23 protein-coding genes are annotated in these 19,192 nt (G+C 43.8%); 7 read left to right on the top strand and 16 right to left on the bottom strand.

The window, feature by feature from the left end; genetic code table 11:
• Positions 1 to 30 precede the first annotated feature (30 nt).
• Positions 31 to 870 (bottom strand): radical SAM protein, encoded by an 840-nt coding sequence (locus tag ABN702_RS05795; protein ID WP_417899795.1) that lies wholly within the window; start codon positions 868 to 870, stop codon positions 31 to 33.
• A 97-nt stretch (positions 871 to 967) separates the two neighbouring features.
• On the opposite strand from ABN702_RS05795, the gene ABN702_RS05790 reads away from it, so the two are divergent.
• Positions 968 to 1,207, top strand: coding sequence for an HPr family phosphocarrier protein (locus tag ABN702_RS05790; RefSeq protein ID WP_386635398.1), 240 nt, complete (start codon positions 968 to 970; stop codon positions 1,205 to 1,207).
• A gap of 88 nt (positions 1,208 to 1,295) precedes the next feature.
• Here ABN702_RS05790 and ABN702_RS05785 read toward each other — a convergent pair whose 3' ends face one another.
• Both ABN702_RS05785 and ABN702_RS05780 read right to left on the bottom strand, forming a co-directional pair.
• Positions 1,296 to 1,622, bottom strand: coding sequence for a YolD-like family protein (locus ABN702_RS05785; protein WP_204417691.1), 327 nt, complete (start codon positions 1,620 to 1,622; stop codon positions 1,296 to 1,298).
• 16 nt (positions 1,623 to 1,638) lie between these two features.
• Positions 1,639 to 2,895 (bottom strand): DNA polymerase thumb domain-containing protein, encoded by a 1,257-nt coding sequence (locus ABN702_RS05780; protein WP_417899794.1) that lies wholly within the window; start codon positions 2,893 to 2,895, stop codon positions 1,639 to 1,641.
• Between the two features lie 179 nt (positions 2,896 to 3,074).
• On the opposite strand from ABN702_RS05780, the gene ABN702_RS05775 reads away from it, so the two are divergent.
• A complete protein-coding gene (locus tag ABN702_RS05775; RefSeq protein ID WP_417899793.1) occupies positions 3,075 to 3,269 on the top strand; it encodes a YqzH family protein in 195 nt (64 codons plus the stop codon).
• 20 nt (positions 3,270 to 3,289) lie between these two features.
• Here ABN702_RS05775 and ABN702_RS05770 read toward each other — a convergent pair whose 3' ends face one another.
• From ABN702_RS05770 to ABN702_RS05740, 7 genes are all read right to left on the bottom strand, one after another.
• Positions 3,290 to 3,724: an NUDIX hydrolase gene (locus ABN702_RS05770; RefSeq protein ID WP_417899792.1), complete on the bottom strand. Its 435-nt coding sequence runs from the start codon at positions 3,722 to 3,724 to the stop codon at positions 3,290 to 3,292.
• Between the two features lie 14 nt (positions 3,725 to 3,738).
• Positions 3,739 to 4,359, bottom strand: a complete 621-nt coding sequence (locus ABN702_RS05765; protein ID WP_417899791.1) for a class I SAM-dependent methyltransferase — start codon at positions 4,357 to 4,359, stop codon at positions 3,739 to 3,741.
• Entirely contained in the window at positions 4,328 to 4,963 is a 636-nt protein-coding gene (locus ABN702_RS05760; protein WP_417899790.1) for a hydrolase, read from the bottom strand. Before ABN702_RS05760 ends, ABN702_RS05765 begins: the two co-directional genes overlap by 32 nt.
• 193 nt (positions 4,964 to 5,156) lie before the next feature.
• Positions 5,157 to 6,842 (bottom strand): hypothetical protein, encoded by a 1,686-nt coding sequence (locus ABN702_RS05755; protein ID WP_417899789.1) that lies wholly within the window; start codon positions 6,840 to 6,842, stop codon positions 5,157 to 5,159.
• Positions 6,843 to 6,955: 113 nt separating this feature from the next.
• Positions 6,956 to 7,378, bottom strand: a complete 423-nt coding sequence (locus ABN702_RS05750) for an NUDIX hydrolase (RefSeq protein WP_417899788.1) — start codon at positions 7,376 to 7,378, stop codon at positions 6,956 to 6,958.
• A gap of 10 nt (positions 7,379 to 7,388) precedes the next feature.
• Positions 7,389 to 7,871 carry a DinB family protein gene (locus tag ABN702_RS05745; RefSeq protein ID WP_417899787.1) on the bottom strand — a complete coding sequence of 161 codons (483 nt, stop codon included), beginning with the start codon at positions 7,869 to 7,871 and terminating at the stop codon, positions 7,389 to 7,391.
• 274 nt (positions 7,872 to 8,145) lie between these two features.
• A complete protein-coding gene (locus ABN702_RS05740; protein WP_417899786.1) occupies positions 8,146 to 8,970 on the bottom strand; it encodes a DUF2935 domain-containing protein in 825 nt (274 codons plus the stop codon).
• A 153-nt stretch (positions 8,971 to 9,123) separates the two neighbouring features.
• Here ABN702_RS05740 and ABN702_RS05735 point away from each other — a divergent pair, with 153 nt between their 5' ends.
• The 3 genes from ABN702_RS05735 (at position 9,124) to ABN702_RS05725 (ending at position 10,666) form a co-directional block, all read left to right on the top strand.
• Positions 9,124 to 9,612, top strand: a complete 489-nt coding sequence (locus tag ABN702_RS05735; RefSeq protein ID WP_417899785.1) for a hypothetical protein — start codon at positions 9,124 to 9,126, stop codon at positions 9,610 to 9,612.
• Between the two features lie 80 nt (positions 9,613 to 9,692).
• Complete coding sequence (locus tag ABN702_RS05730) at positions 9,693 to 10,016, top strand: DUF3889 domain-containing protein (protein ID WP_417900836.1); 324 nt, start codon at positions 9,693 to 9,695, stop codon at positions 10,014 to 10,016.
• Positions 10,017 to 10,195: 179 nt separating this feature from the next.
• On the top strand, positions 10,196 to 10,666 hold the full coding sequence (locus ABN702_RS05725) for a hypothetical protein (protein WP_417899784.1): 471 nt from the start codon (positions 10,196 to 10,198) through the stop codon (positions 10,664 to 10,666).
• Between the two features lie 26 nt (positions 10,667 to 10,692).
• On the opposite strand, the gene ABN702_RS05720 is transcribed toward ABN702_RS05725, so the two are convergent.
• Genes ABN702_RS05720 through ABN702_RS05710 form a run of 3 tightly spaced genes read right to left on the bottom strand, consistent with a single transcriptional unit; the run spans position 10,693 to position 13,093 of the window.
• A complete protein-coding gene (locus ABN702_RS05720; RefSeq protein ID WP_417899783.1) occupies positions 10,693 to 11,268 on the bottom strand; it encodes a DUF3221 domain-containing protein in 576 nt (191 codons plus the stop codon).
• Positions 11,269 to 11,321: 53 nt separating this feature from the next.
• Positions 11,322 to 12,116, bottom strand: coding sequence for an SDR family NAD(P)-dependent oxidoreductase (locus ABN702_RS05715; protein ID WP_417899782.1), 795 nt, complete (start codon positions 12,114 to 12,116; stop codon positions 11,322 to 11,324).
• Entirely contained in the window at positions 12,113 to 13,093 is a 981-nt protein-coding gene (locus ABN702_RS05710) for an MBL fold metallo-hydrolase (RefSeq protein ID WP_417899781.1), read from the bottom strand. Before ABN702_RS05710 ends, ABN702_RS05715 begins: the two co-directional genes overlap by 4 nt.
• Positions 13,094 to 13,614: 521 nt before the next feature.
• Here ABN702_RS05710 and proC point away from each other — a divergent pair.
• The gene (proC, locus tag ABN702_RS05705; RefSeq protein ID WP_417899780.1) at positions 13,615 to 14,454 is read left to right on the top strand and encodes a pyrroline-5-carboxylate reductase; all 840 of its coding nucleotides are present in this window, start codon (positions 13,615 to 13,617) and stop codon (positions 14,452 to 14,454) included.
• Positions 14,455 to 14,506: 52 nt separating this feature from the next.
• Here proC and ABN702_RS05700 read toward each other — a convergent pair whose 3' ends face one another.
• The 3 genes from ABN702_RS05700 to ABN702_RS05690 form a co-directional block, all read right to left on the bottom strand.
• Complete coding sequence (locus ABN702_RS05700) at positions 14,507 to 15,184, bottom strand: hypothetical protein (RefSeq protein WP_417899779.1); 678 nt, start codon at positions 15,182 to 15,184, stop codon at positions 14,507 to 14,509.
• A 13-nt stretch (positions 15,185 to 15,197) separates the two neighbouring features.
• On the bottom strand, positions 15,198 to 16,118 hold the full coding sequence (locus ABN702_RS05695; RefSeq protein WP_417899778.1) for a GNAT family N-acetyltransferase: 921 nt from the start codon (positions 16,116 to 16,118) through the stop codon (positions 15,198 to 15,200).
• Between the two features lie 118 nt (positions 16,119 to 16,236).
• Positions 16,237 to 17,838 carry a M20/M25/M40 family metallo-hydrolase gene (locus ABN702_RS05690; RefSeq protein WP_417899777.1) on the bottom strand — a complete coding sequence of 534 codons (1,602 nt, stop codon included), beginning with the start codon at positions 17,836 to 17,838 and terminating at the stop codon, positions 16,237 to 16,239.
• A gap of 138 nt (positions 17,839 to 17,976) precedes the next feature.
• Between ABN702_RS05690 and namA the strand changes: the two genes are divergently transcribed.
• Entirely contained in the window at positions 17,977 to 18,993 is a 1,017-nt protein-coding gene (namA, locus tag ABN702_RS05685) for an NADPH dehydrogenase NamA (protein ID WP_417899776.1), read from the top strand.
• Positions 18,994 to 19,192: the final 199 nt, after the last annotated feature.

Below are 19,192 nucleotides of genomic sequence, written 5' to 3'. Positions count from 1 at the left end.
CCTATCATGTACATAAAAGAGTATGGCCCTTTACGGTTCCATACTCTTTTTTGGTGGCATGAACCCTTCTGGACTGAGGATCAGCTTCTCGGGTGGAAACACTTCATTCAGTTTGTCCCAGACGTGTCTCTGGACATTTCCCTCATACCACTCTTCTCTCTCTGAGCCGTCAAACCGCTCTCCGATTTTCAATCGATTTGTCCGCTTGCCACCGCTTCCGTCACCTGTAAAATCATCCACACAAATTCGGTCCACAAGTCCTTTAAGCTTTTCCGGGAACTTATCCGAAAAAGGCAAGACCGGAGCTACGGCTGCCTGTATTGGAATGCCTGCGTCACCTAATTCCTTCAATGCCTTCAACCTGGCGGGAATGGGCGGCGCTGCGGGGGAAAAGCGTTTCCGCACTTCCTCGAGATCGGTTTCCACGGTAATGCTGACCATCACCCTATCCCCAAGCTTTGTAAGCAAATCAATATCCCTTGTCACCATGGGACTTCTTGTCTGCACGAACAGAAAGTCAGGTGGGATTTCCGTCATCACTTCCAGTAAGGTTCGCGTAATCTGCTCCTTGTGCTCGATTGGCTGATATGGATCTGTGCTCGATGACATGAAGATGACAATCTGCTTTTCTTTTTTCCGAAGCAGCAGCAACTCCTTCTTTAGCTTTTCTGCCACTCCCTTTTTCACATCCACCCAGGTTCCCCACTCCTGTTTTCGGAACAATCCGACTGGGCTCTGCCTTACATAGCAATAGGAGCATCCGAAAGCACAACCGATATACGGGTTCAAGGAATGGGTATAGCCTTCGAGAAACCCGCTTGTCGGAGTGAGGATTTTTTGCGGTGTCTTCTCTGCCACGTCTATTCTCATCTTCTTGCTCCTCTCCTGTGATATCAATATTTTTCTCTTGTTGTTTCCATCATTTTCTCTATACTATAAGTATTACAGTCCAAAGGGGAAGATATAAATGAAACTTAAAGTGTTAAAGCCCATTTTTGCGGAATCCGCCAGCAGCCTTGTCAATACAACAAGCTCTTATCCTGGTACGGTACTATTCAAAAAGGAACATTGGGTAGTGGATGCGAAAAGCCTGCTTGGTGTGCTGGCTCTTGCGCTTCAGCCAGGCCAAGAGGTCGAAGTCACTTCCGATGAGGGTGACGAAGTGTTTGCAGCGATTTTGGATCTTGGCTATTTTGAACAGGTATAAAATAGGAATAGATCAGACGCATCCTCGTGTGCAGTCTGACCGTCCTTCATCGGCATCCTTCCTCTTCATGGGGAAGGATGTTCGTTTTTTAGGAGATATCCAAAATATTGTCTAGGATCAGATAGCTCGCCTCACCAAACTTATCCACTACATGCAAACGGCGCTGATGGGCATCCAGATGATGCACCGCTCCTACGAACAGATGGTATCTTCTCTTCTCATAATAGGTGATGGTTACTTCTTTACCCGTTTCCATCGCTTCGCAAAACAGTTCATTCATTTCTTCGAGTCGCTGTTCATCGAGTTCCGGTTTTGTTTCATATAGATCTTCCTTCGTCCAGTCCCGGAGCAGCTTTACATGCTCCGGCAGCATCATGGACGTCCATTTGATGGTTCCTCGATCGCGTATTGCCATACTTGCTGCACCTCCTTTATGCTTTATGTCCGCCAACCAGTCGGCTACGATGCTTCGCCGTTCCTGCATTTGTATAGGAAACCGCCCGAAGCAAGGCATTCGATCCATGCTTTCCCCGTATGCGATCCATCACATAGCCGAGCTGCCTTTTCTTGGGCCGCTCCAGTTCAAACAGGCTGAGCTGCATCTCGCTGTCGTCGATGATGTTTGAGATGGAGACGGCTATTTTCCTTACCGTTTTATGCTCGTAATTCTCTTCGAACAATTCCAAACAGGTGTTGTAGAGATCCATCGTAATATTCGTTGCCCGCTCCATCGTTCGGGAGCGATAGAATCCTCCACCAAGTTCGTCGCGGCTGTATCCGATTCCAAGGCTAATCGTCCGTCCGGCTTTTCGGTGATGGCGCGTCCTTCTTGCCACCTCCTCGCAAATTTCCAGAAGCACTTGCTTCACTTCCTTCGGATCGGTGTAGTCGCGCATCAGAATCTGGCTTTTTCCGAAGCTGATCTGCCCTTGGATGATGGGCGCGCCGAGCTCTGACAGATCGATGCCCCACGCATGATGATAAAGCTGATTACCCATGATCCCGAATTTCTTCTCCAGCAGCTCAAGCGGATAGTTCGCAAGCTGGCCGACATTGAAGATCCCCATGCGGTTGAGTGTTTTTTCCACTTTTGAGCCGATTCCCCACATTTCACGCAAAGGCGAAAGGGGCCATAGTTTCGTTTTGACATCCTCATAGGTCCATTCGGCAATGCCCTTCTTTTTCGCTTCAAGATCCAGGCAGAGTTTGGACATCAGCATATTCGGTCCGATTCCGATGGCACATGGAAGCTGAAATTCCCGCTCCATGTCTTCTTTTATTTTCTGCGCAATGATGGTGGCATCCCCCCAGAGGCCTTCCACTCCGTCCACCTGCAGGAAGCTCTCATCGACACTATACGTGTGGATCGCATCCTTAGGGACGTAGCGGTTGAAAAGACGGGTTATTTCGGTGGAGATGCGAAGATAGGTCGCCATCTGCGGATTGACCACGTGAATACGATCATCATTGGGTATCTCAAATCGACGAGAGCCTGTTTTGATTCCGAATTCCTTTTTCAGCATCGGGGAAGCGGCCAGGACGACACTACCCTGTCTTTCTGTATCCCCGACTACCGCCAAATAGCAGGAGAGCGGGTCGAGCCCCATCATGACAGCCGAGCAGCTGGCATAGAAGCTCTTCATATCTACGCAAAGAATCTTGTTGTTTGGCATCTGGCTGTAATCCATTTTAGGGTCACACCTCTCTAAAACAGAATATATGTTCGTGTTAGTAGTATATACCCAATAATAAGCGAATGTACGTTCGGTTTCAATGGTAAATTCCAGTACTTTTCCGACATTTTTCGACGATAGGCTCATCTTTTCAGCGAAAATCCTTTATACTAAAAGAATAACGAGGTGAAAACGTGGAAAATAAATTATTGCGCAAGATGATCAGAAATTGTTTCATTCAGTACCAGCATGACCTCGAATCGGTGCCGATGAGTGAAGAGGATTACATAAGGATGACAGCAGAGATTACGGAGATTTTACAAAAGGAAGGCGATTCTGATGTGTTTGAGGTCGTCAATGATGTGGTGTATGAATATTTGAGTCAGTAAAAAAGCTTGAGACCGGAGTCTCAAGCTTTTACTTTAATAACAGCCTCGGCTGCCTTAATGCTATCGATCAACCAGACAGGAGCATTTTGGTGCTGGATGATTTCCTCGGTGGTGAGCCAGTATACCGCCTCCACCTCATCCGGGCTTTTGACAAATGCCTCCTCCCCCTCCAACAGCTCACAAAGATACACGATATCGATTACCTCGCTGCCATCGTCCAGTATGAAGGAAGTGTTTCTCACATAGACCATCTCGTCCTTCACCCTTACTCCAACCTCTTCAAACATTTCCCTTTGAACGGTTCTCTCCAGAATATTGGAAGAGAAGCCTTCCGGATCGACCGTACCGCCGACAAGTGATAACAATCCTCCAGCGTGGCCCTCTTTTTTACTCCGTTTTATCACCAGCCACTTGCCGTCCCGAAATACCGCGCCCTCCACATTCACATGAAACATGCGAACCTCCCCTTTCAAACTGCTTTTTTCATCAGTATTTTTCGGTACATCCCGTTCATCATCATGGGCTTGTCATCTACTATTTTCAAGCTCCTGCTATACTTTTCGTACAACTTTTCAAAACTCAATCCGATATCCGTTCCCAGCAGTTGCACAAGCGGCCTTATTGCCCTTTTTCCTACTGCAAGCTTTCTGTCTTTTGGGGCAAACTTATCAAAAACAATCATGCTGCCGTCCCCTTTCAAAACCCGCTCCATCTCTTGAAAACACTTCTCTGCATCAGGCACAACAGAGAGAATGAGGCTTGCCACCACATGATCAAAGGAGTGATCGGGAAATGTCATATTCTGCGCATCCATCTCCAAAAATTCAATGGAAGAATCCTTGAACTTAGCCTGCGCCTTCTCCAGCATATCTGGAGAAAAGTCAATCGCCGTAATATCCAGATTGGCATGAGGAATCAGTTCCAGATCCGCTCCGGTACCCACGCCCACAAACAAGATCTTTTGACCATTTTCAAAAAGGATCTCCCGAAAGATTTCTCGGCGCGCCTGAAGAAAAGAGCCCGAGTTGAAGAGCTTGTCATACAAAGGAGCCCAGAATTTATATATTACTTTGTTCCAAGGGTTGTTCATTGTTCCACACACTCCCGAGTGCCTTGTTAATATGTATAATCCCTTTATCTACCGACGTTTCCACATACCCGACTATCTGTTCAAGGGTGAAAACCTTCAATGGTGCGTTAAGATCATGGAGTGGATACTCCATATCCCCTTTTACATAAGGCAGGAAATCCAGCACGTTTTTTATGGTCACTTCCTCTAGATCAACCATTACGCTACTGTGTTCCATTTCTTTTAACAATTTGGAATCCAGTCCGTAATAATCCAACAGCTTCGCATTCAGAAGGCGGAAATCCTCATGATAAAGCGCTAGAATTTTCGGATCCTGCTCCATTCTGTTTTTCAGCCAAGGCAAATAAAAGCCCTTCAGCCAAAGGTCATCTGCGATTAGATGTGTGTAGTATCCAAGAATATAGTCCATTTGCTGGCAGTAACGATATTTATCCAAAAATCCGCTATGATCGATCATTCTGGAATAGTCCTGAACATCTCCGGTAAAGAAATGGGACAGGTCCTTGGGAGTGACGGCATCCGGTGCAATTCCCCCTAAAAGAAAAGCAGATCTATTCGTAACGGAAAATTTTTCAGCGATTCTATTGGCAATGATAAGGTGCATGATACGAGAACCTATTTTGCTCACCCTTTCTTTAATGGAATAATTATGAAAATTATAACATTTTTCAAAAGAGTTAGGGGAAAAATAAGGGAAAATGGAATTAACATTAATAAATGATGAGAAAAGCACTCTTTATCGGGATCAATAAAAATAACAAAAGAGCCGTCCAACGAACGACTCTCTTCTACCACTACTATTCTTCTATAAACGGCCTTTCACGCAAATGCTGGGTCTGCTCTCTCAATACATAGGAGAAGTGGTCATAGTTCACCCACTTCAATGGAACTTGAAGGTGCAGAGAATTTTCTTTATTAAAGATTTCGATCTGCTTCTTGTTGTATTTCACTTTTTTAATGTCCTGAATGCGGATTACTTTTGTGTCTTTTCCTTTATTCACAATAAGCTCCTGTCCAACGATGGAAATTTTGCTGCGCTTGATTTTCCACATTTCATAGGCGGTGAGCAGAAGACCAAGTAGAGTAAATCCGATGGAAATGTATATCTCGTCACCCACCCCATTTAACAGCACTCTCACCCAATGCGAAATGAGTAATGCGTAGAAGAACCATAAGCCTTTTGGCAATTTTGGGGCACTTTCATAATGAATTTCTTCATGGTATTTCTGACTCATCTTTTCCCGTCTTGAAAAGAAATCCTGCTTATGCCCCTCCAGGGATTTGGAATCGAGCTCGACAAAATCCGTGTATGTCCCTTCCCAGACATGGGCAGTATCATCCCCGTCCTCAAGCGCATAGCCGCCGACCCAGGCCACATAGTCGGTGCCAGACTCCTTGAAGCTCATCAGATAATAGCGCACGGGCTGTTTGTATTGATTTTCCGTTTCAATGGTATCCAGCATATGAATCTCATCCGGAATTTTATTCATCAACTGTCCTTCTTCATCCCTCAGGTAGACGAGATAAGTGAAGAGTTTAGCTTTTGCCAATAAAGGCTGCTTCTTTTCCTTGATCGGATAAAGGTGTTCCTTGTTGCTCGATTTCAGGTCCCAATAGAGGCCCTCGGCACTTTCGAGATTGGTCGCAAGTTCCTCAATTAGACCATTTTCAACATCTATGTTCTTTTCGATACACACATGAAGCGCCCGGGCGCGGATCACAGGGTCCTTAAACCCTAAGGCTTCCCTCAGATTCTCTTCCGCTTCCGTTGAGTAATAGTAGTTCATCAGACCGATTAACAGATTCATATGATAACGGACGGTAAAATAACTTTCCTTCCACGAAGTATACACAAATCTGGCATGATAATCCTTGTCATAGGAAAGATACTCTTCCCTCAGCTTTTTATAGTCGGAAAGAATCAGTGGAAGAACCTCTTCTTTTCTGTAGCCCCATTCCAGGTCGGATTCGTTGATGGCAGTGATAAATTCATACATCGTAAATTTATAATGAGGAGAATGTATCTTTTCAAAAGTACGCTCCACTACATCCCGCAGAAAGACAGGGTATTGAGTGAGCTGATCAACAGGAAGCTGAACCTCCTCGTTTTTCATCATAGCAACGAGCTTCTCTTCCATTTCAAAAAATAATTCCTCATCCTCGGTCGCTAAAATTAATTCCATCACCCTTACTTTTGCATCCGAGGGCAGGCGGTCAAAATACTTCAATAATTGTTCTATCACCTCAGGCATGGGATAATCGCACACAAAGTCGATTAAATAATAGGAAGGATTGTCCCAGCCATCAACCGACTCAGGAAAAGTGCCGGCAGCCAGTACCACCATTTCCTTTAACAGGTCGACCCTGATTTCCAGGTCCTTTTCCACCTTACATTCATACAAAGTGCCAAGTGCTTCAAAACGCTTTCCGGGTTCCTCACTCCTAAGGCGCTTCATCATGCTTCTTATCTTCAATTCATTCATGTCTTCACCTTTTTAATAGAAATTTTCATATAAAAGAACAAGTTTTCGACTAATTTTAATCGACAAAAAATGAAATGACATCATTCTTTTGAACTATGCAGAAAAATATTAATTCAATTGGTTTTACTAAAATTCATGCATTCGATTAAATCCAGCAAATAATCTCTATCCTCCGGAAAAGAAAGCTTCAATCCCATCAATTCCTCTGCACTTTTCCAAGCAATTTCATGGATAAGATTGTCAGGATCCTGGATCTGCCGCGTTCCTCCAACCACTCTCACCTCAAAATAATGGACTTCCACGTTGATTCCGTATGTAGTTCCTTGCTTCACTTTTAGCGGGGCAATCACTTCCACTTTATAACCCGTTTCTTCCCTGAACTCCCTCACACAACACTCTTCATAGCTTTCATCTTTCTCCAATCCGCCAGACGGGACTGTCCATACCTTCTCTTCGTCAGGCTTCCCCTGCAGGACCATCAGAATCTCTTTATGTTCATTGATACAGACGCCTGCTGAACCGTACCATTTTTGCATGGTGAGCACCTCACTTTTCTTGAGTAACTAGGCCCCTCCCAATAAGGTTGGCAGAGACCGGCTTACGTCCCAATTCCCTTGACCATACTGAAAGCTGACCGATGTGATGTATTTCATGTGCAAGGGTATGGTGCATCACTTCGCCCCAAGTAAACAGCTCAACTCTGCCATCCCGCTGAGGAAGGTGTAATAGCTTGTTCTCCATATTGCTGTCCCAATCTGTCACAAACTGTTGCACTTCCGGACGAAAGGAAGTATCCAATTCACGTACCCGCTGCAAACTGTTGTAGCTCTCAAACTTTTCAATAAAGTCGGGTTTCCCCTGTAAGATCCTGATCCAACTCCATTCCACATCAGCAATGTGAAAAAGAGTATGCAGAATACCACCCACTCCACCAGTCCGTTCCTTTAACAGCTCGGATTCCTCCACTCCTTCACACCAGCGGTACCACTCTTCCCGAACCATCCAGTTGTACTTGAATAACATCTCCATACTCATCCCTCCAAAATAATGCTTACAGTCTATATTCCTTAAACATGGAAAAAATCCCTTTTTATTGCGGCTCTTTTCTGGTGGCAATTGAGCGAAGAGGTGTGGTGCAACATAGTTTCGCACGAACTCGCTGGTGTTTGGCACGAACTTTGCTAATTTCGGCACGAACTCGTAGCTGTTTGGCATCAACTCCCCGTAGTTTCGCACGAACTCAGCGAAAATCACCAGACGAAAAAGCACCTCCTATTGCGGAAGCGCCATTTCATAGAAATTTTTAATAGGAAATCCTTTTCAATGAGCATTTACTCGCCTCATTCTGTAGATTTGGCGCAAAATAGCTGAGCTTTTTGATAAAATAACAGGTTTCCGGAAAATGATGCTCCAGAAATCTTAATGTGGAATCGTTTAGCAGCTTATTTTCTTTGAATTTATGCACCATGGTGGAAATATACCTGCTCATTTCCAGGGTCGTCTGTCCGACCTCATTGGCGAATTCCCTCTGTCTGGCAAAACCGGGCTCTTTGAACCGCAGATATCCTTTTAAAATTCGATTTTGCACCATAAAGCCCTGATAAATCCCAATATAGGCCTCTGTTTGACGTCTTGCAGCAATTTCTATTGGGTCCAGCAAATCCTCGAACAGCAATGCATGACCCAATTGATCTTCGAGCCATAAATCCATCAGATTTACTAGTGGAAGAGGCTCGGGTTCTTTCCCCTGAACCAAATGGCTTAAAATCCGAAGATACTCTTGGTTCTCTGCCAACGTACCATTTAAATAGGTAGGGGATAAATTCAGATTCACTTGGTTATCGATTCTAAGGGCTTGCAACTTTCCCTCAAAATCAAAATAACCCTTCGCTACTGGCCAGACCCTTTGAGAAAAGTAAATCATGTTTTCATCTGAGTGGTTAGCGGACTTAGGAATATTCCCCAACATATTATTGAGCTCACCGAACCAATTAATATACTGCTGAGCTGTTTTCACATATTCCACTTCTGTGGGTGAAAGATGATCCCTAATAAAATAAGCATGATCTTGTAGAATTCCCAACCAGAAAAAATGCTCTTCCCATACGGAAATCATATAGTTTTGCAAAATCTACTCCCCCTCCATTCCCTATACTTTATATGTACGACAGGGATTGGGAAGTAGAAATGATTTTATTGTATTTTAATAAAAATACGTGTACATAACTTGATAAAGAATAGGAAAAATATACGTATCATGAATCATAAAGGATGTTTCCAAATGAGAAATTCAAAATTTTTTATACTATTACTGACCATTTTACCTTGGCTCACTGCCCCGTTTATCGGAAAGTCATCATTTAAACGGTTTCTTCCGGGAACCATATTCATGTGTTTATATGTAACTGCAGAGGGGATTGTAGCGGAAAAGAAAAAATGGTGGTGGTTCCCTTATGCAATAAGACCGAATGTATTGGGGGAAATGCCGCTGATTTTAGGTCCTTTCTTTGTTGGATCACTCTGGATATTGAAATACACCTTTGGGAATTTCAAGCTATATATGAAGGTCAATATTGTGATTGATACCATTTTCACCTACTTTATGATCGATCGGTTCAAAAAGATTGGATATGTAACACTTGTGAGATTCTCCAAGTTTCAGTTATCTCTCCTATTTTTGGTTAAGTCAATTTTGATGTATGGATTTCAAGTTTTATATGAAAAGTATTCACCGCCACCACACGAACCATGTTCAGAAACTATAAAATGAGGAACATCCTTTATAGTGTTTGTGAAAATCTATTAGTAAAAGGAGGAGAGAATAATTTGAGAGCGCTTATAGCATTCCTTATGGTTTTCTCTATTTATGCAGGAATTGGTCCATCATTTAATACGGAAGAGATCGCATATGCCAATACCAAATTAGAAGTTCCCCCATACGCTAAGTGGGGTAAAATGGCCATGCAAAAAACAAAGGAGAAGTATCCAAATGCCGATATCATTGACTACCTTCATGTGGGCAGAAAGAAAGGAGAGCAGACTTCAATTGAAACTTTCCAACTCTGGTTAAAAGAAGATGAAAAAGAATTTGGTGTAAAAGTCGATATTGAGTTTGCAAATGAAACGGAAAGAGTGATAAAAATTTCTTTCAAAGAAATACCAGCATCAACCTAAAATTGCTACCAAAAGGTGACTCGCTTTTTGTTAACGCTACCTAATAACACTCCCCCGCTATGTTTACTTACCACCCTTCAAACCCCGGAGTTACATTACAATTGAAAAACCTATAAATCATAATTTCTTTTAAATAACACATCCTAATATACAACCAATCTTGAAAAGGAGGATGACAGTTGAAGAAGCGTCCTGTTTTATTGCTATGGGTCATGGTGATTATTTCTTTGCTCACACTTCCTTTTCTCGGGTGGAAGCACTTTAAGCGTTTTTTGCCAGCAACTATTTTTATGTCCATTGTTATTTCCTTAGAGAGTATCCTAGCGGAAAAGCTTAAATGGTGGGAGATTTATAAGAAAATACCGCCGTATTTCATTAATGAATTTGCGTTTATCGTGGGGCCTTTTTTTGCAGGGTCGCTGTGGATCTTACGATTGACCTATGGAAGGTTCGGACTGTTCTTCCTATTAAATGCAGTTGTGGATGCATTGTTTGTCTATCCGTTTTATTTTTGGTTTAAAAGTATTGGTATCTTTGCTTTGAAGAAAATGAAAAATTCCCAACTCTACCTTCTATTCCTGATTAAAGCAGTTCTCATGTATGGCTTTCAATCATTATGGGAAAAGAGCATGAAAAACAGCTCGCATTGAACAAAAATGCGAGCTGTTTTATTTTCTTAGAGTTGAACTTCCACTTCGACTGGTTCACTATCCTCTAATAGATTTTTTAGTGCAACTTTATATTTGCTGTCTTCCACCTTTTCAACCGCTTCCACATGCCATGGATCACCGGCTTTGACTTCCCCTAACGCTTTTTCAATGGCCGCCTGCTCGTTCCCGTCCTGACCTGCATCCACTACCACTTTCAAGGCACCGGACTGCGCCGGAAAGGATTCCGCTACAATTCCGGTATTCCAGACGGTAACCTTCATTCCAACCTTCAGATCGGCTGCCTCCATCCCCTTGCCATCTGTGTTCTCGACCTTTGTACCCTCTTCCAGGGTGTACATCGTCGCGGACACTCCCGAACTGTTCGCGTGAGAACCTGTCACAAGGATACGCATGTTTCCTTCATTTGAAATGGAAATGATGTGGCCAGTCAGATCCTCCACTGCCTCTTCATCTTCCGTGTTATCTGTTGGAGGCGCAGTGTCTGATCCTGTACCGTTTTGGTTGCCGTCATTGTCATTAGCCGTCCCGCATCCGAACAATAGGAGAAAACAACTCAACATTGCAAAAAATTTCAATTTCATCTTTTTCACCTCTTTTTCCTATTTGACGAATTGTCCGAAAAAAGGTTACAAGACTATTTTTGGCGAAATGCCTTACCGGCAAATTTCTCAACAAGCCCAGGAAATAACTGATAAAGCTTGCTCCCGATGCTCATCCAGCCAGGAAGATTGATTTCCCGCTTGTTGGTGAACATGGCATCCGCAATCTCTTTTGCCACCATGTCAGGATCCAGCATCCATTTATCGACCTTTTTCTTGTAGTGGCCGGAGGTATCGGCCTTATCAAAGAAATTGGTGCGGATTGGACCTGGATTGACCGCTGTGACATGGATGTCAGTATCATGGAGTTCCATCCTCAAACTGTTAGTGAAGCCTAGAACTGCATGTTTGGTCGCTGCGTAAACACTGGATTTTGGTGTGGCCAATTTTCCTGCCTGGGATGCAATGTTAATAATGTGGCCGCTGTTTTGATCTAGCATCGCAGGTAAAACCTTTTTCGTGCAAGCGATCAAACCGAAGACGTTCACTTCAAACATTTCGCTCATATCATCGAGTGACAATGTGTGCACCTCATCAAAGATGCCAAAGCCTGCATTGTTGACCAGCACATCGATGGCAGGGATTTGCTCAAGCACTTTTTCAAAAGCAGTATCCACATCCTCCCTGCTCCGTACATCCAGACGGTAGAATGGTGCTGAAATACCGGTAGTCATTTTAATTTCATTCGCAGCCTGTTCCAGCTTATCCAAGGAACGTGCCAGAAGCACCGGAGTGGCTCCTCGTTTGGCAACCTCGAGGGCAAGGGCTTTCCCGATACCACCTGACGCTCCGGTTATAACAATATATTTCCCTTTCAATTCCGCCATCAAGACACCACTTCCTTCGTTTTATATCGATACGGAAGGGAAGTGGCATCCACCTCTATCCGGTCCTTCTCCATCAGATAATCCACTTGCCCCAGCGTTTCAGACAACGTCAGTAATAGCTGTTTTTCAAACACTTTCGGGAAAAGGTGCTGGCAGATTTCATAGGCGGTTGCAGGATTTCCTTTTACAAAAGCCTCTACCTTGGCTGCGCGCTTTTCCTGCTGATGCAATCGTTCCTCCAAAAGTTGCTGCACATCTTGTACTATTTCCCCGTGGCCAGGAAGCACACGTTTTATAGGCAATTTCAACATTTTTTTAATCGACGATATGTAATCGATCATCGACTTTCTCCGGTCCTTCTCACCCAAGTATGGTGGCTCGACCAAAGGATTTGGGGATATATGTGCAAGAATCAGGTCTCCACCAATCATGGTACCGCTATTTTCGTCAAAGAGAACCAAATGACTGCTCGCGTGACCGGGAGTCTCGTAAATACGCCAGTCAGCAAGTCCGTCCAACTTCTCCCCTTCTTTCACAAAGGAAGTCAATCCCCTTTGACAGGAAAAACGAAGTGGCTTATCCATGGCCCCGAGAAGGGAATAAAAACGCTCCTCCACTCCCATTTGGGCGAACATCTCTCTATAAAATGCATCATGTGTAGTGAAATAGCGTTGATCCTGCGTCATCCATGGATGAGCTCTTTCATGTCCATAAACTGGAATATTAGCAGGAAGATAATCAAGAAGGCCGACATGGTCTGGGTGATGATGTGTAATCAGTACTTGATCGATGTCCAACACCTTGAGGCCATGCTTTTTAAGCTCATTTTGAAAGACTTCCCATGCTTCCATCGTTCTTACTCCAGCATCCACCAGGGTCACTTTATCTGTAATAATAATGTAAGTATGTACATCTCCAACAGCAAAAGGAGTCGGTATGGTAATCTGTTTTATTTCTTGCTTACAAGAAAGCTGATTCATAGTAATCCCCTTTTTTTTTTTCCGTTTTATGTAAGGATGGTTCGGTAAAATTATAACAAAATAATTGAACGCAACCACCACTGAATACCCATTCACTTAAAGAATGCACTATTTACACAAAAAAAGAAAGGGTTAATCTTCATAAATTTTAAAAATATCCCACTTCAATTATTCTTAAATAACAACAATCTTTTTTTTCTTGAATCGTGACAAATATCCCCTTGACTTTACTTCCATCCCGTTGCATAATGTAAAAAATTATAAAAGATAACGTGACGAATGGGACCAGTAGAAGGAAGAAGGATGCAAGAGATGGAGGTTCACCGGCTGAAAGACCTCCTCATTCCCTGTTCTTTTGAACCTACCCAGGAACAATTAGGCAAACCTAATCGTCCCCCACGATACGGGAATGAAAGCTGGGTTTAACCAACCAATCAAGGTGGTACCGCGGATAAGACCTATCCGTCCTTATTTACTAGGACAGATAGGTCTTTTTCTATTTAAAAAGGAGCGTGGAAAGAATGAAAATTGCTTTTATCGGTGCCGGATCCATGGCTGAGGCCATTGTTGCAGGACTTGTGAAACAGGAAATTTGTGATAGGAAAAATATAGTGGTGACCAACAAACAGGATAAAAACCGTCTGGAACTACTTTTGTCAAAATATGGAGTAAAAACGACTGAGGACAAAAAATTGGCTGTACAGGATGCGGATGTCATCTTTCTAGCGATGAAACCAAAGGATGCCCGGGATGGAATACTTTCAATCCAGCCGTTTGTTAGTACCAACCAGCTAATTGTTTCCGTTCTCGCCGGGATATCAAGTGAAGTGATCGAGCAGCTTTTCCAACAGGACTTGAGAGTGATCCGTTCCATGCCGAATACATCCGCAGCAATCGGTTTATCTGCAACAGCCATCGCAAAAGGAAAATTCGCCACACATGAGGATCTGGAACTTGTGCATTCCATCTTTTCCGCTATCGGATTATGTACAATCGTAGAAGAAGAACAACTCCATGCAGTCACGGGCGTTTCAGGAAGCGGTCCAGCCTACATCTATTATATTGCAGAGGCGATGGAAAAAGCGGCATTGGCACAGGGACTGGATACAGATGTCGCAAAGAAACTCGTAAGCCAGACGCTGATCGGTGCCGCCCACATGCTGCAGGAAACCAAAAAGGATGCCGATGTCCTGCGTGCCGAGGTGACCAGTCCTGGCGGCACCACGCAACGCGGAATCTCCCTTTTGAATGACCTGAAAGTATCCGAAGCGTTCGAAACGTGCATCGATGGGGCGACTAAGCGCTCCAGGGAAATGGGCGAGGAGATTGCGGAGAAGTTGAGGGAGAGTACGTCGAATTGATTTATAAAGAAAGCAGTGAATTCGAAATAATTCACTGCTTTACTCACATTTATCATTTCCACTCCCCTAAATGAACACTGAACGCATTACGTTCAAAATCATTTAATACGAGCTTTTCAATTTCAAGAAGTAAATCTAATATTTTCCCTTCTGTTAGATCATCCTTAGACAGATTATTAATGGCAGCTGTTAGTTCCTCTTCCCATGCATCTTTCCAAACTTCAAAAAAATAACTGTAGTAGGAGAGATATAAAAGGACATTCTCATCGCGCTCACCCTTGATTTTATCTGCAAACCTTTGGGACATCTGTTTAAGAGTTAAAACATCATAATCATGTGAAGTAAACTTCAATTCCATCTTTATAATGTCGTCATCCAGGGTTTGTAATTCATAGAGTATCGTTTCTTCAAGAGGACTTTCGTCAAAAATAAAAAGCGCTTCATCTGTCGTCATTAACCAGTCATCATCGCTTTCCACTTCTATGATTTCCCCTGCGCCACTAACAATAAGTTCCTGATCCGTCACATAGGAAGAGCGATAGGATTTATGAATAACGGACAACAAGATAAATCCTACTATGATTACAGTAGTAGGTATTATCCAAATGTTCTTCTTGAATTTAAGAAGTTGGGCAATCCATGAAACCATATAACTCACTACGAGAATTACCAAGAATAATACTCCAAAATGAATGACCGTTTGCATCCAGCTTGGGAAAAGAAATGTCATGAACATCACCTCATCATATAGACAGACCCATTTCAATCTTTACCTCAATCACCTTATATCCCAATGATAAATACAACGGGATTGCCTTCTCATTTTCACCGAATACGCCGAGTGTTGCCTCCGTTTTCCCTTTATCTTTAAGGAACTTAAGAGCTTCTGTTATGACTGCCTTCGCGACTCCTTTTCTTCTCCATTCTGGCAATACAAAAATGTTTTCAGTTGCACCGCGATTTTCACCCAATCCCCATGTCATGCAGCTGCCGACAACCTGGTCTCCCTCAAAAGCGGTAAACGTATCCCATTCGGATCCTGATTTTGTCCATCTGAGATGGTTGAGGCTCCAGGAGACCCCATTTCCATCTCCCTCTCCTTCCGCTTTTAGATACTGCTGTTCTTCTGCCTCCGTTTTCATTTTCCAGTTTTTTATTCTGATATTTTCAGGAAGTGGCGCATCAGGAATCGGCTCAGTCAAATCTCTTTTCATGATGATATGATTCCTGGAAACAACGAACCCTTTTGAGAGGTAGAAATCCATTTCCTCGAAATCATCGGCGTCGATATTATGGCTTACTACTACATTTTTATGAGGATGGGAATCTCTCATTTCTTGTGCCTTCCTCAATAGTTGCTGCAATAGTTCATCTAGGCAGGCTTCAGCCCCTGCAAAATGCTCGTTTATCTCGAGCTCCAGATTTATTTTATGGATGAATTCGGGATCATTGTCGCTATCTTCAATCCTGCACCATGTTTGATCTGGAACCACATGGCCAAAGGCATAGATTTCCCCTTCAGAATTTACCGCACAATAAATATTTTCCGGCTTAAAATCTCTGTTGAATTGATAATAAAGCATGGATAAGAAGTTGATGGAACCTATTTTTTCCGCATCCTTTTCTAGATAATTTCTAATTTGATAATCCATTGTCTTCCCCATTGAGTTGTCCTCCCAGACTGCATACGAGTAAATTGAATATTATGAACCATTTTAACATAATTAACCAATTTGTATATAAAAAAGAATGAAACCATGGTGATTTCATTCTTTTCATATATTATAAATTTCTCACAAAATCAGCCAACATAGGCGGAAACTCTTCAAATGAAAACTTGGTGTTCAGTCTTTCCGTCCACTGATGCGGATCTTTTCCGACTGGCCCCAGATTGAAAACCGGCATCTGCAGCTCTTCCATTTCCTTGAATGGAAGCATGTAGGTGGCACCATAGACCGGTATGTTATGCTGCAGACGGTTCTTCGCTGTGTAATCCCCTTTTCCGATGAAACTCAAATCACACAATCCGGAGAAATAGCGCTGTTCCACGAATTCAACATTGGCTTCCTTTTTCCATTTTGAAATGAATGCACGTGCAGTATCCATCATCTCTTCATCCTCGGTTACAACCGCTGGGTAATATGGGGGTGCAAAAAATAGGATAATCATCGGTCCAAGCTCTTTGCATAGGGAAGCAACCTCTTCCACCACTTTGATTGACTGTTCACGCTCATCGAGATGGGAGCAAGCCGTGATGACCGACGAAATCCTCAAGTCCACTTCGTGCTCGCCATAGACTTCTTTCGCTTTTTGCATCAGCTCCTGATAAGTATAAACGGCAAGCTTGACGGGAATTTCCTTAAATGAAGTAAACTGCTTGTACCTTTCCACTTTATCTCGGGAAAACTGTTCAATATTTGCCGCCGCCTGCTTCGCGATGGACAGCAGGTCAACCTCCCATTCCTCCAATGATTTCTTCATGAAAAGTACATTGTATAAGGTCACCGCTGTATGCGGGATTTGAACGGAATACTCATTTTTAAGGTCTTTTTGGATCAGGCTTGTCGGTGGCGGCGTCACTTCCGAACCTACCTGTTCGCACAGGTCTGTGTTCCACTCCATCAATCTGCTGATCTCCGAAACCATCAGATTGGCATTGAGTCCAGCCAAAGGCTCTCCGACATGCGTTTCCTTGCCATAGCAGAAGAAACCGGGCAACAGCTTTCCTATCGATCCGGAATATAGATAAAGATTGTCATCACCGGGATATTGTTGAAACATCGGTTCAGAATTGACACATGCCTTAAAAGTAATATCATGCTTCCGGGCAATTTCACTTAGAGCAGGAAGCGCTTGCAGCATCCCCTGGGAGTTTACCTCTTCATCCGGCACGGCCAAAATCAGCAGGTTGACATCCCATTTTTCTGCAACCGCTTTTTCGAGCAAGGACATCTGAAGGGCTAGTCCCGCTTTCATATCCATCACACCGCGTCCGAAGAGCCAATCGCCTGATTGCAAGTGCTCTCTTGCTTCAGTAGGAAGTACCTCGGCATAGTTCTCCAGTTCCCTGGTTAACTCCACCGGCTGGAATGCCAATTCCTTCAGTACGCCATAGTCCTCTACCCCGACCACGTCGAAATGACTGACCAGGACGATGGTTTCCTTTTTTGAAGACCCCTTAACGAGAGCGGTAACAAAGGATCGCCCGTCCTCCATGCGATGCAGCTCCAGATTGCCAGGCTGCGCTTGAAAATAATCCAGATGGTTCAACTGATAATAAATAAAAGAAGCAAGCCTTTTCTCTTCACCTGATAACGTCACACTTCCGTGTTGGACAAGGGATACCAATAGATCCGTCAACTGCTCTTTCGTCTGCCAGCGCATCTCTTATCCTCCTCTAGTTCGTAGTATTTTGCTCCTATCATACTATTAATTCCTGCAATTGAACACCTATCTTTTGGATGTCGAAAAAACATTTGATATAATATTTTAGGTACTCGAAATAAATAGGAGGAATGACAAATGAAATCAGCTCTTTTCTCACCATATACGGTAAAAGGCGTTACTTTAAAGAATCGCATTGTGATGTCCCCTATGTGCATGTATTCCAGTCACAACGAGGATGGGCAAGTGGAAGACTGGCATATGACGCACTATGTGTCACGTGCAGTAGGCCAGGTTGGTCTCATCATGGTCGAGGCCACTGCGGTACAACCGCAAGGGCGCATCTCCGCACAGGATCTTGGAATTTGGAGTGATGAGCACATCGCTGGATTCAAGGAATTGAATAGACAGTTGAAAGCCCACGGTTCTGCCACAGCGATCCAGCTTGCACATGCTGGCCGCAAAGCTACGGTGGAAGGCGATATCTACGCTCCATCCGCTTTGGCATTTAACGACAAAATGAAAACACCTGTGGAAATGACGCAGGAGGATATAAATGAAACAGTGGAGGCATTTGTGGCAGGTGCGACACGTGCCAAGGAAGCCGGCTTTGATATCATCGAGCTTCACGGTGCACACGGTTATCTAATCAATGAGTTCTTATCCCCGCTGACCAATAAACGGGAGGACTCTTATGGCGGCAGTACAGAAAACCGCTATCGTTTCCTTCGTGAAATCATTGATGCGGTGAAGGCGGTATGGAGCGGCCCTCTATTTGTTCGGATTAGCGCAAATGACTATCATCCAGAAGGGCTTATTGCAGAGAATTATGTAACCTATGCTTCTTGGATGAAAGAGCAGGGCGTCGACTTGGTGGATGTGAGCTCCGGTGCTGTTGTACCGGCTCGGATTGATGTCTACCCTGGCTATCAGGTTGGGTTCGCCGAAACAATCAAGTCCGGTGCCGGCATTGATACTGGTGCAGTCGGCCTGATCACAAGCGGCCTGCAAGCTGAGGAGATCCTGCGAAACGGACGTGCCGATCTGATTTTCGTGGCGCGCGAACTCTTGCGTGACCCGTACTGGCCAAGAACTGCTGCAAAAGAGATTGGTGTGGAGATTGAAGCACCGAAGCAGTATGAGCGTGGTTGGTAGGATTACGGTTGGGGAAGGTGCCTGACCCCCGCTACTTTAAAGTGATAAAGTTTGGAGCTCTGGCTGCGCGGTGGGATTGTGCGGTCAGGGTTTTTTCGGTTTTTTGTGGTACCATTGGCATTAGGGACGGCGTGCGAAATAAGTCGGTTGGTGTCGCTTAATCGATATCCAGTTCATTTTCGTCGATATATCGATTTTC

The organism is Bacillus haimaensis, assembly GCF_048270625.1.
Taxonomy (GTDB): Bacteria; Bacillota; Bacilli; order Bacillales; family Bacillaceae_I; genus Sutcliffiella_A; species Sutcliffiella_A haimaensis.
The sequence above is the reverse complement of the archived record's forward strand: the minus strand, read 5'-3'. Positions and strand labels throughout refer to the sequence as shown.

Bases quoted from the DNA above. Each gene is read 5' to 3' on its own strand.
- ABN702_RS05780 (WP_417899794.1), bottom strand. From the start codon at position 2,895: ATGGATTACAGCCAGATGCCAAACAACAAGATTCTTTGCGTAGATATG.
- ABN702_RS05795 (WP_417899795.1), bottom strand. From the start codon at position 870: ATGAGAATAGACGTGGCAGAGAAGACACCGCAAAAAATCCTCACTCCG.
- ABN702_RS05690 (WP_417899777.1), bottom strand. From the start codon at position 17,838: ATGCGCTGGCAGACGAAAGAGCAGTTGACGGATCTATTGGTATCCCTT.
- ABN702_RS05700 (WP_417899779.1), bottom strand. From the start codon at position 15,184: ATGACATTTCTTTTCCCAAGCTGGATGCAAACGGTCATTCATTTTGGA.
- ABN702_RS05760 (WP_417899790.1), bottom strand. From the start codon at position 4,963: ATGCACCTTATCATTGCCAATAGAATCGCTGAAAAATTTTCCGTTACG.
- ABN702_RS05750 (WP_417899788.1), bottom strand. From the start codon at position 7,378: ATGCAAAAATGGTACGGTTCAGCAGGCGTCTGTATCAATGAACATAAA.
- ABN702_RS05695 (WP_417899778.1), bottom strand. From the start codon at position 16,118: ATGGGGAAGACAATGGATTATCAAATTAGAAATTATCTAGAAAAGGAT.
- ABN702_RS05770 (WP_417899792.1), bottom strand. From the start codon at position 3,724: ATGTTTCATGTGAATGTGGAGGGCGCGGTATTTCGGGACGGCAAGTGG.
- proC (WP_417899780.1), top strand. From the start codon at position 13,615: ATGAAAATTGCTTTTATCGGTGCCGGATCCATGGCTGAGGCCATTGTT.
- ABN702_RS05730 (WP_417900836.1), top strand. From the start codon at position 9,693: ATGGTTTTCTCTATTTATGCAGGAATTGGTCCATCATTTAATACGGAA.
- ABN702_RS05765 (WP_417899791.1), bottom strand. From the start codon at position 4,359: ATGAACAACCCTTGGAACAAAGTAATATATAAATTCTGGGCTCCTTTG.
- ABN702_RS05755 (WP_417899789.1), bottom strand. From the start codon at position 6,842: ATGAATGAATTGAAGATAAGAAGCATGATGAAGCGCCTTAGGAGTGAG.
- ABN702_RS05785 (WP_204417691.1), bottom strand. From the start codon at position 1,622: ATGGCAATACGCGATCGAGGAACCATCAAATGGACGTCCATGATGCTG.
- ABN702_RS05720 (WP_417899783.1), bottom strand. From the start codon at position 11,268: ATGAAATTGAAATTTTTTGCAATGTTGAGTTGTTTTCTCCTATTGTTC.
- ABN702_RS05735 (WP_417899785.1), top strand. From the start codon at position 9,124: ATGAGAAATTCAAAATTTTTTATACTATTACTGACCATTTTACCTTGG.
- namA (WP_417899776.1), top strand. From the start codon at position 17,977: ATGAAATCAGCTCTTTTCTCACCATATACGGTAAAAGGCGTTACTTTA.
- ABN702_RS05790 (WP_386635398.1), top strand. From the start codon at position 968: ATGAAACTTAAAGTGTTAAAGCCCATTTTTGCGGAATCCGCCAGCAGC.
- ABN702_RS05745 (WP_417899787.1), bottom strand. From the start codon at position 7,871: ATGGAGATGTTATTCAAGTACAACTGGATGGTTCGGGAAGAGTGGTAC.
- ABN702_RS05710 (WP_417899781.1), bottom strand. From the start codon at position 13,093: ATGAATCAGCTTTCTTGTAAGCAAGAAATAAAACAGATTACCATACCG.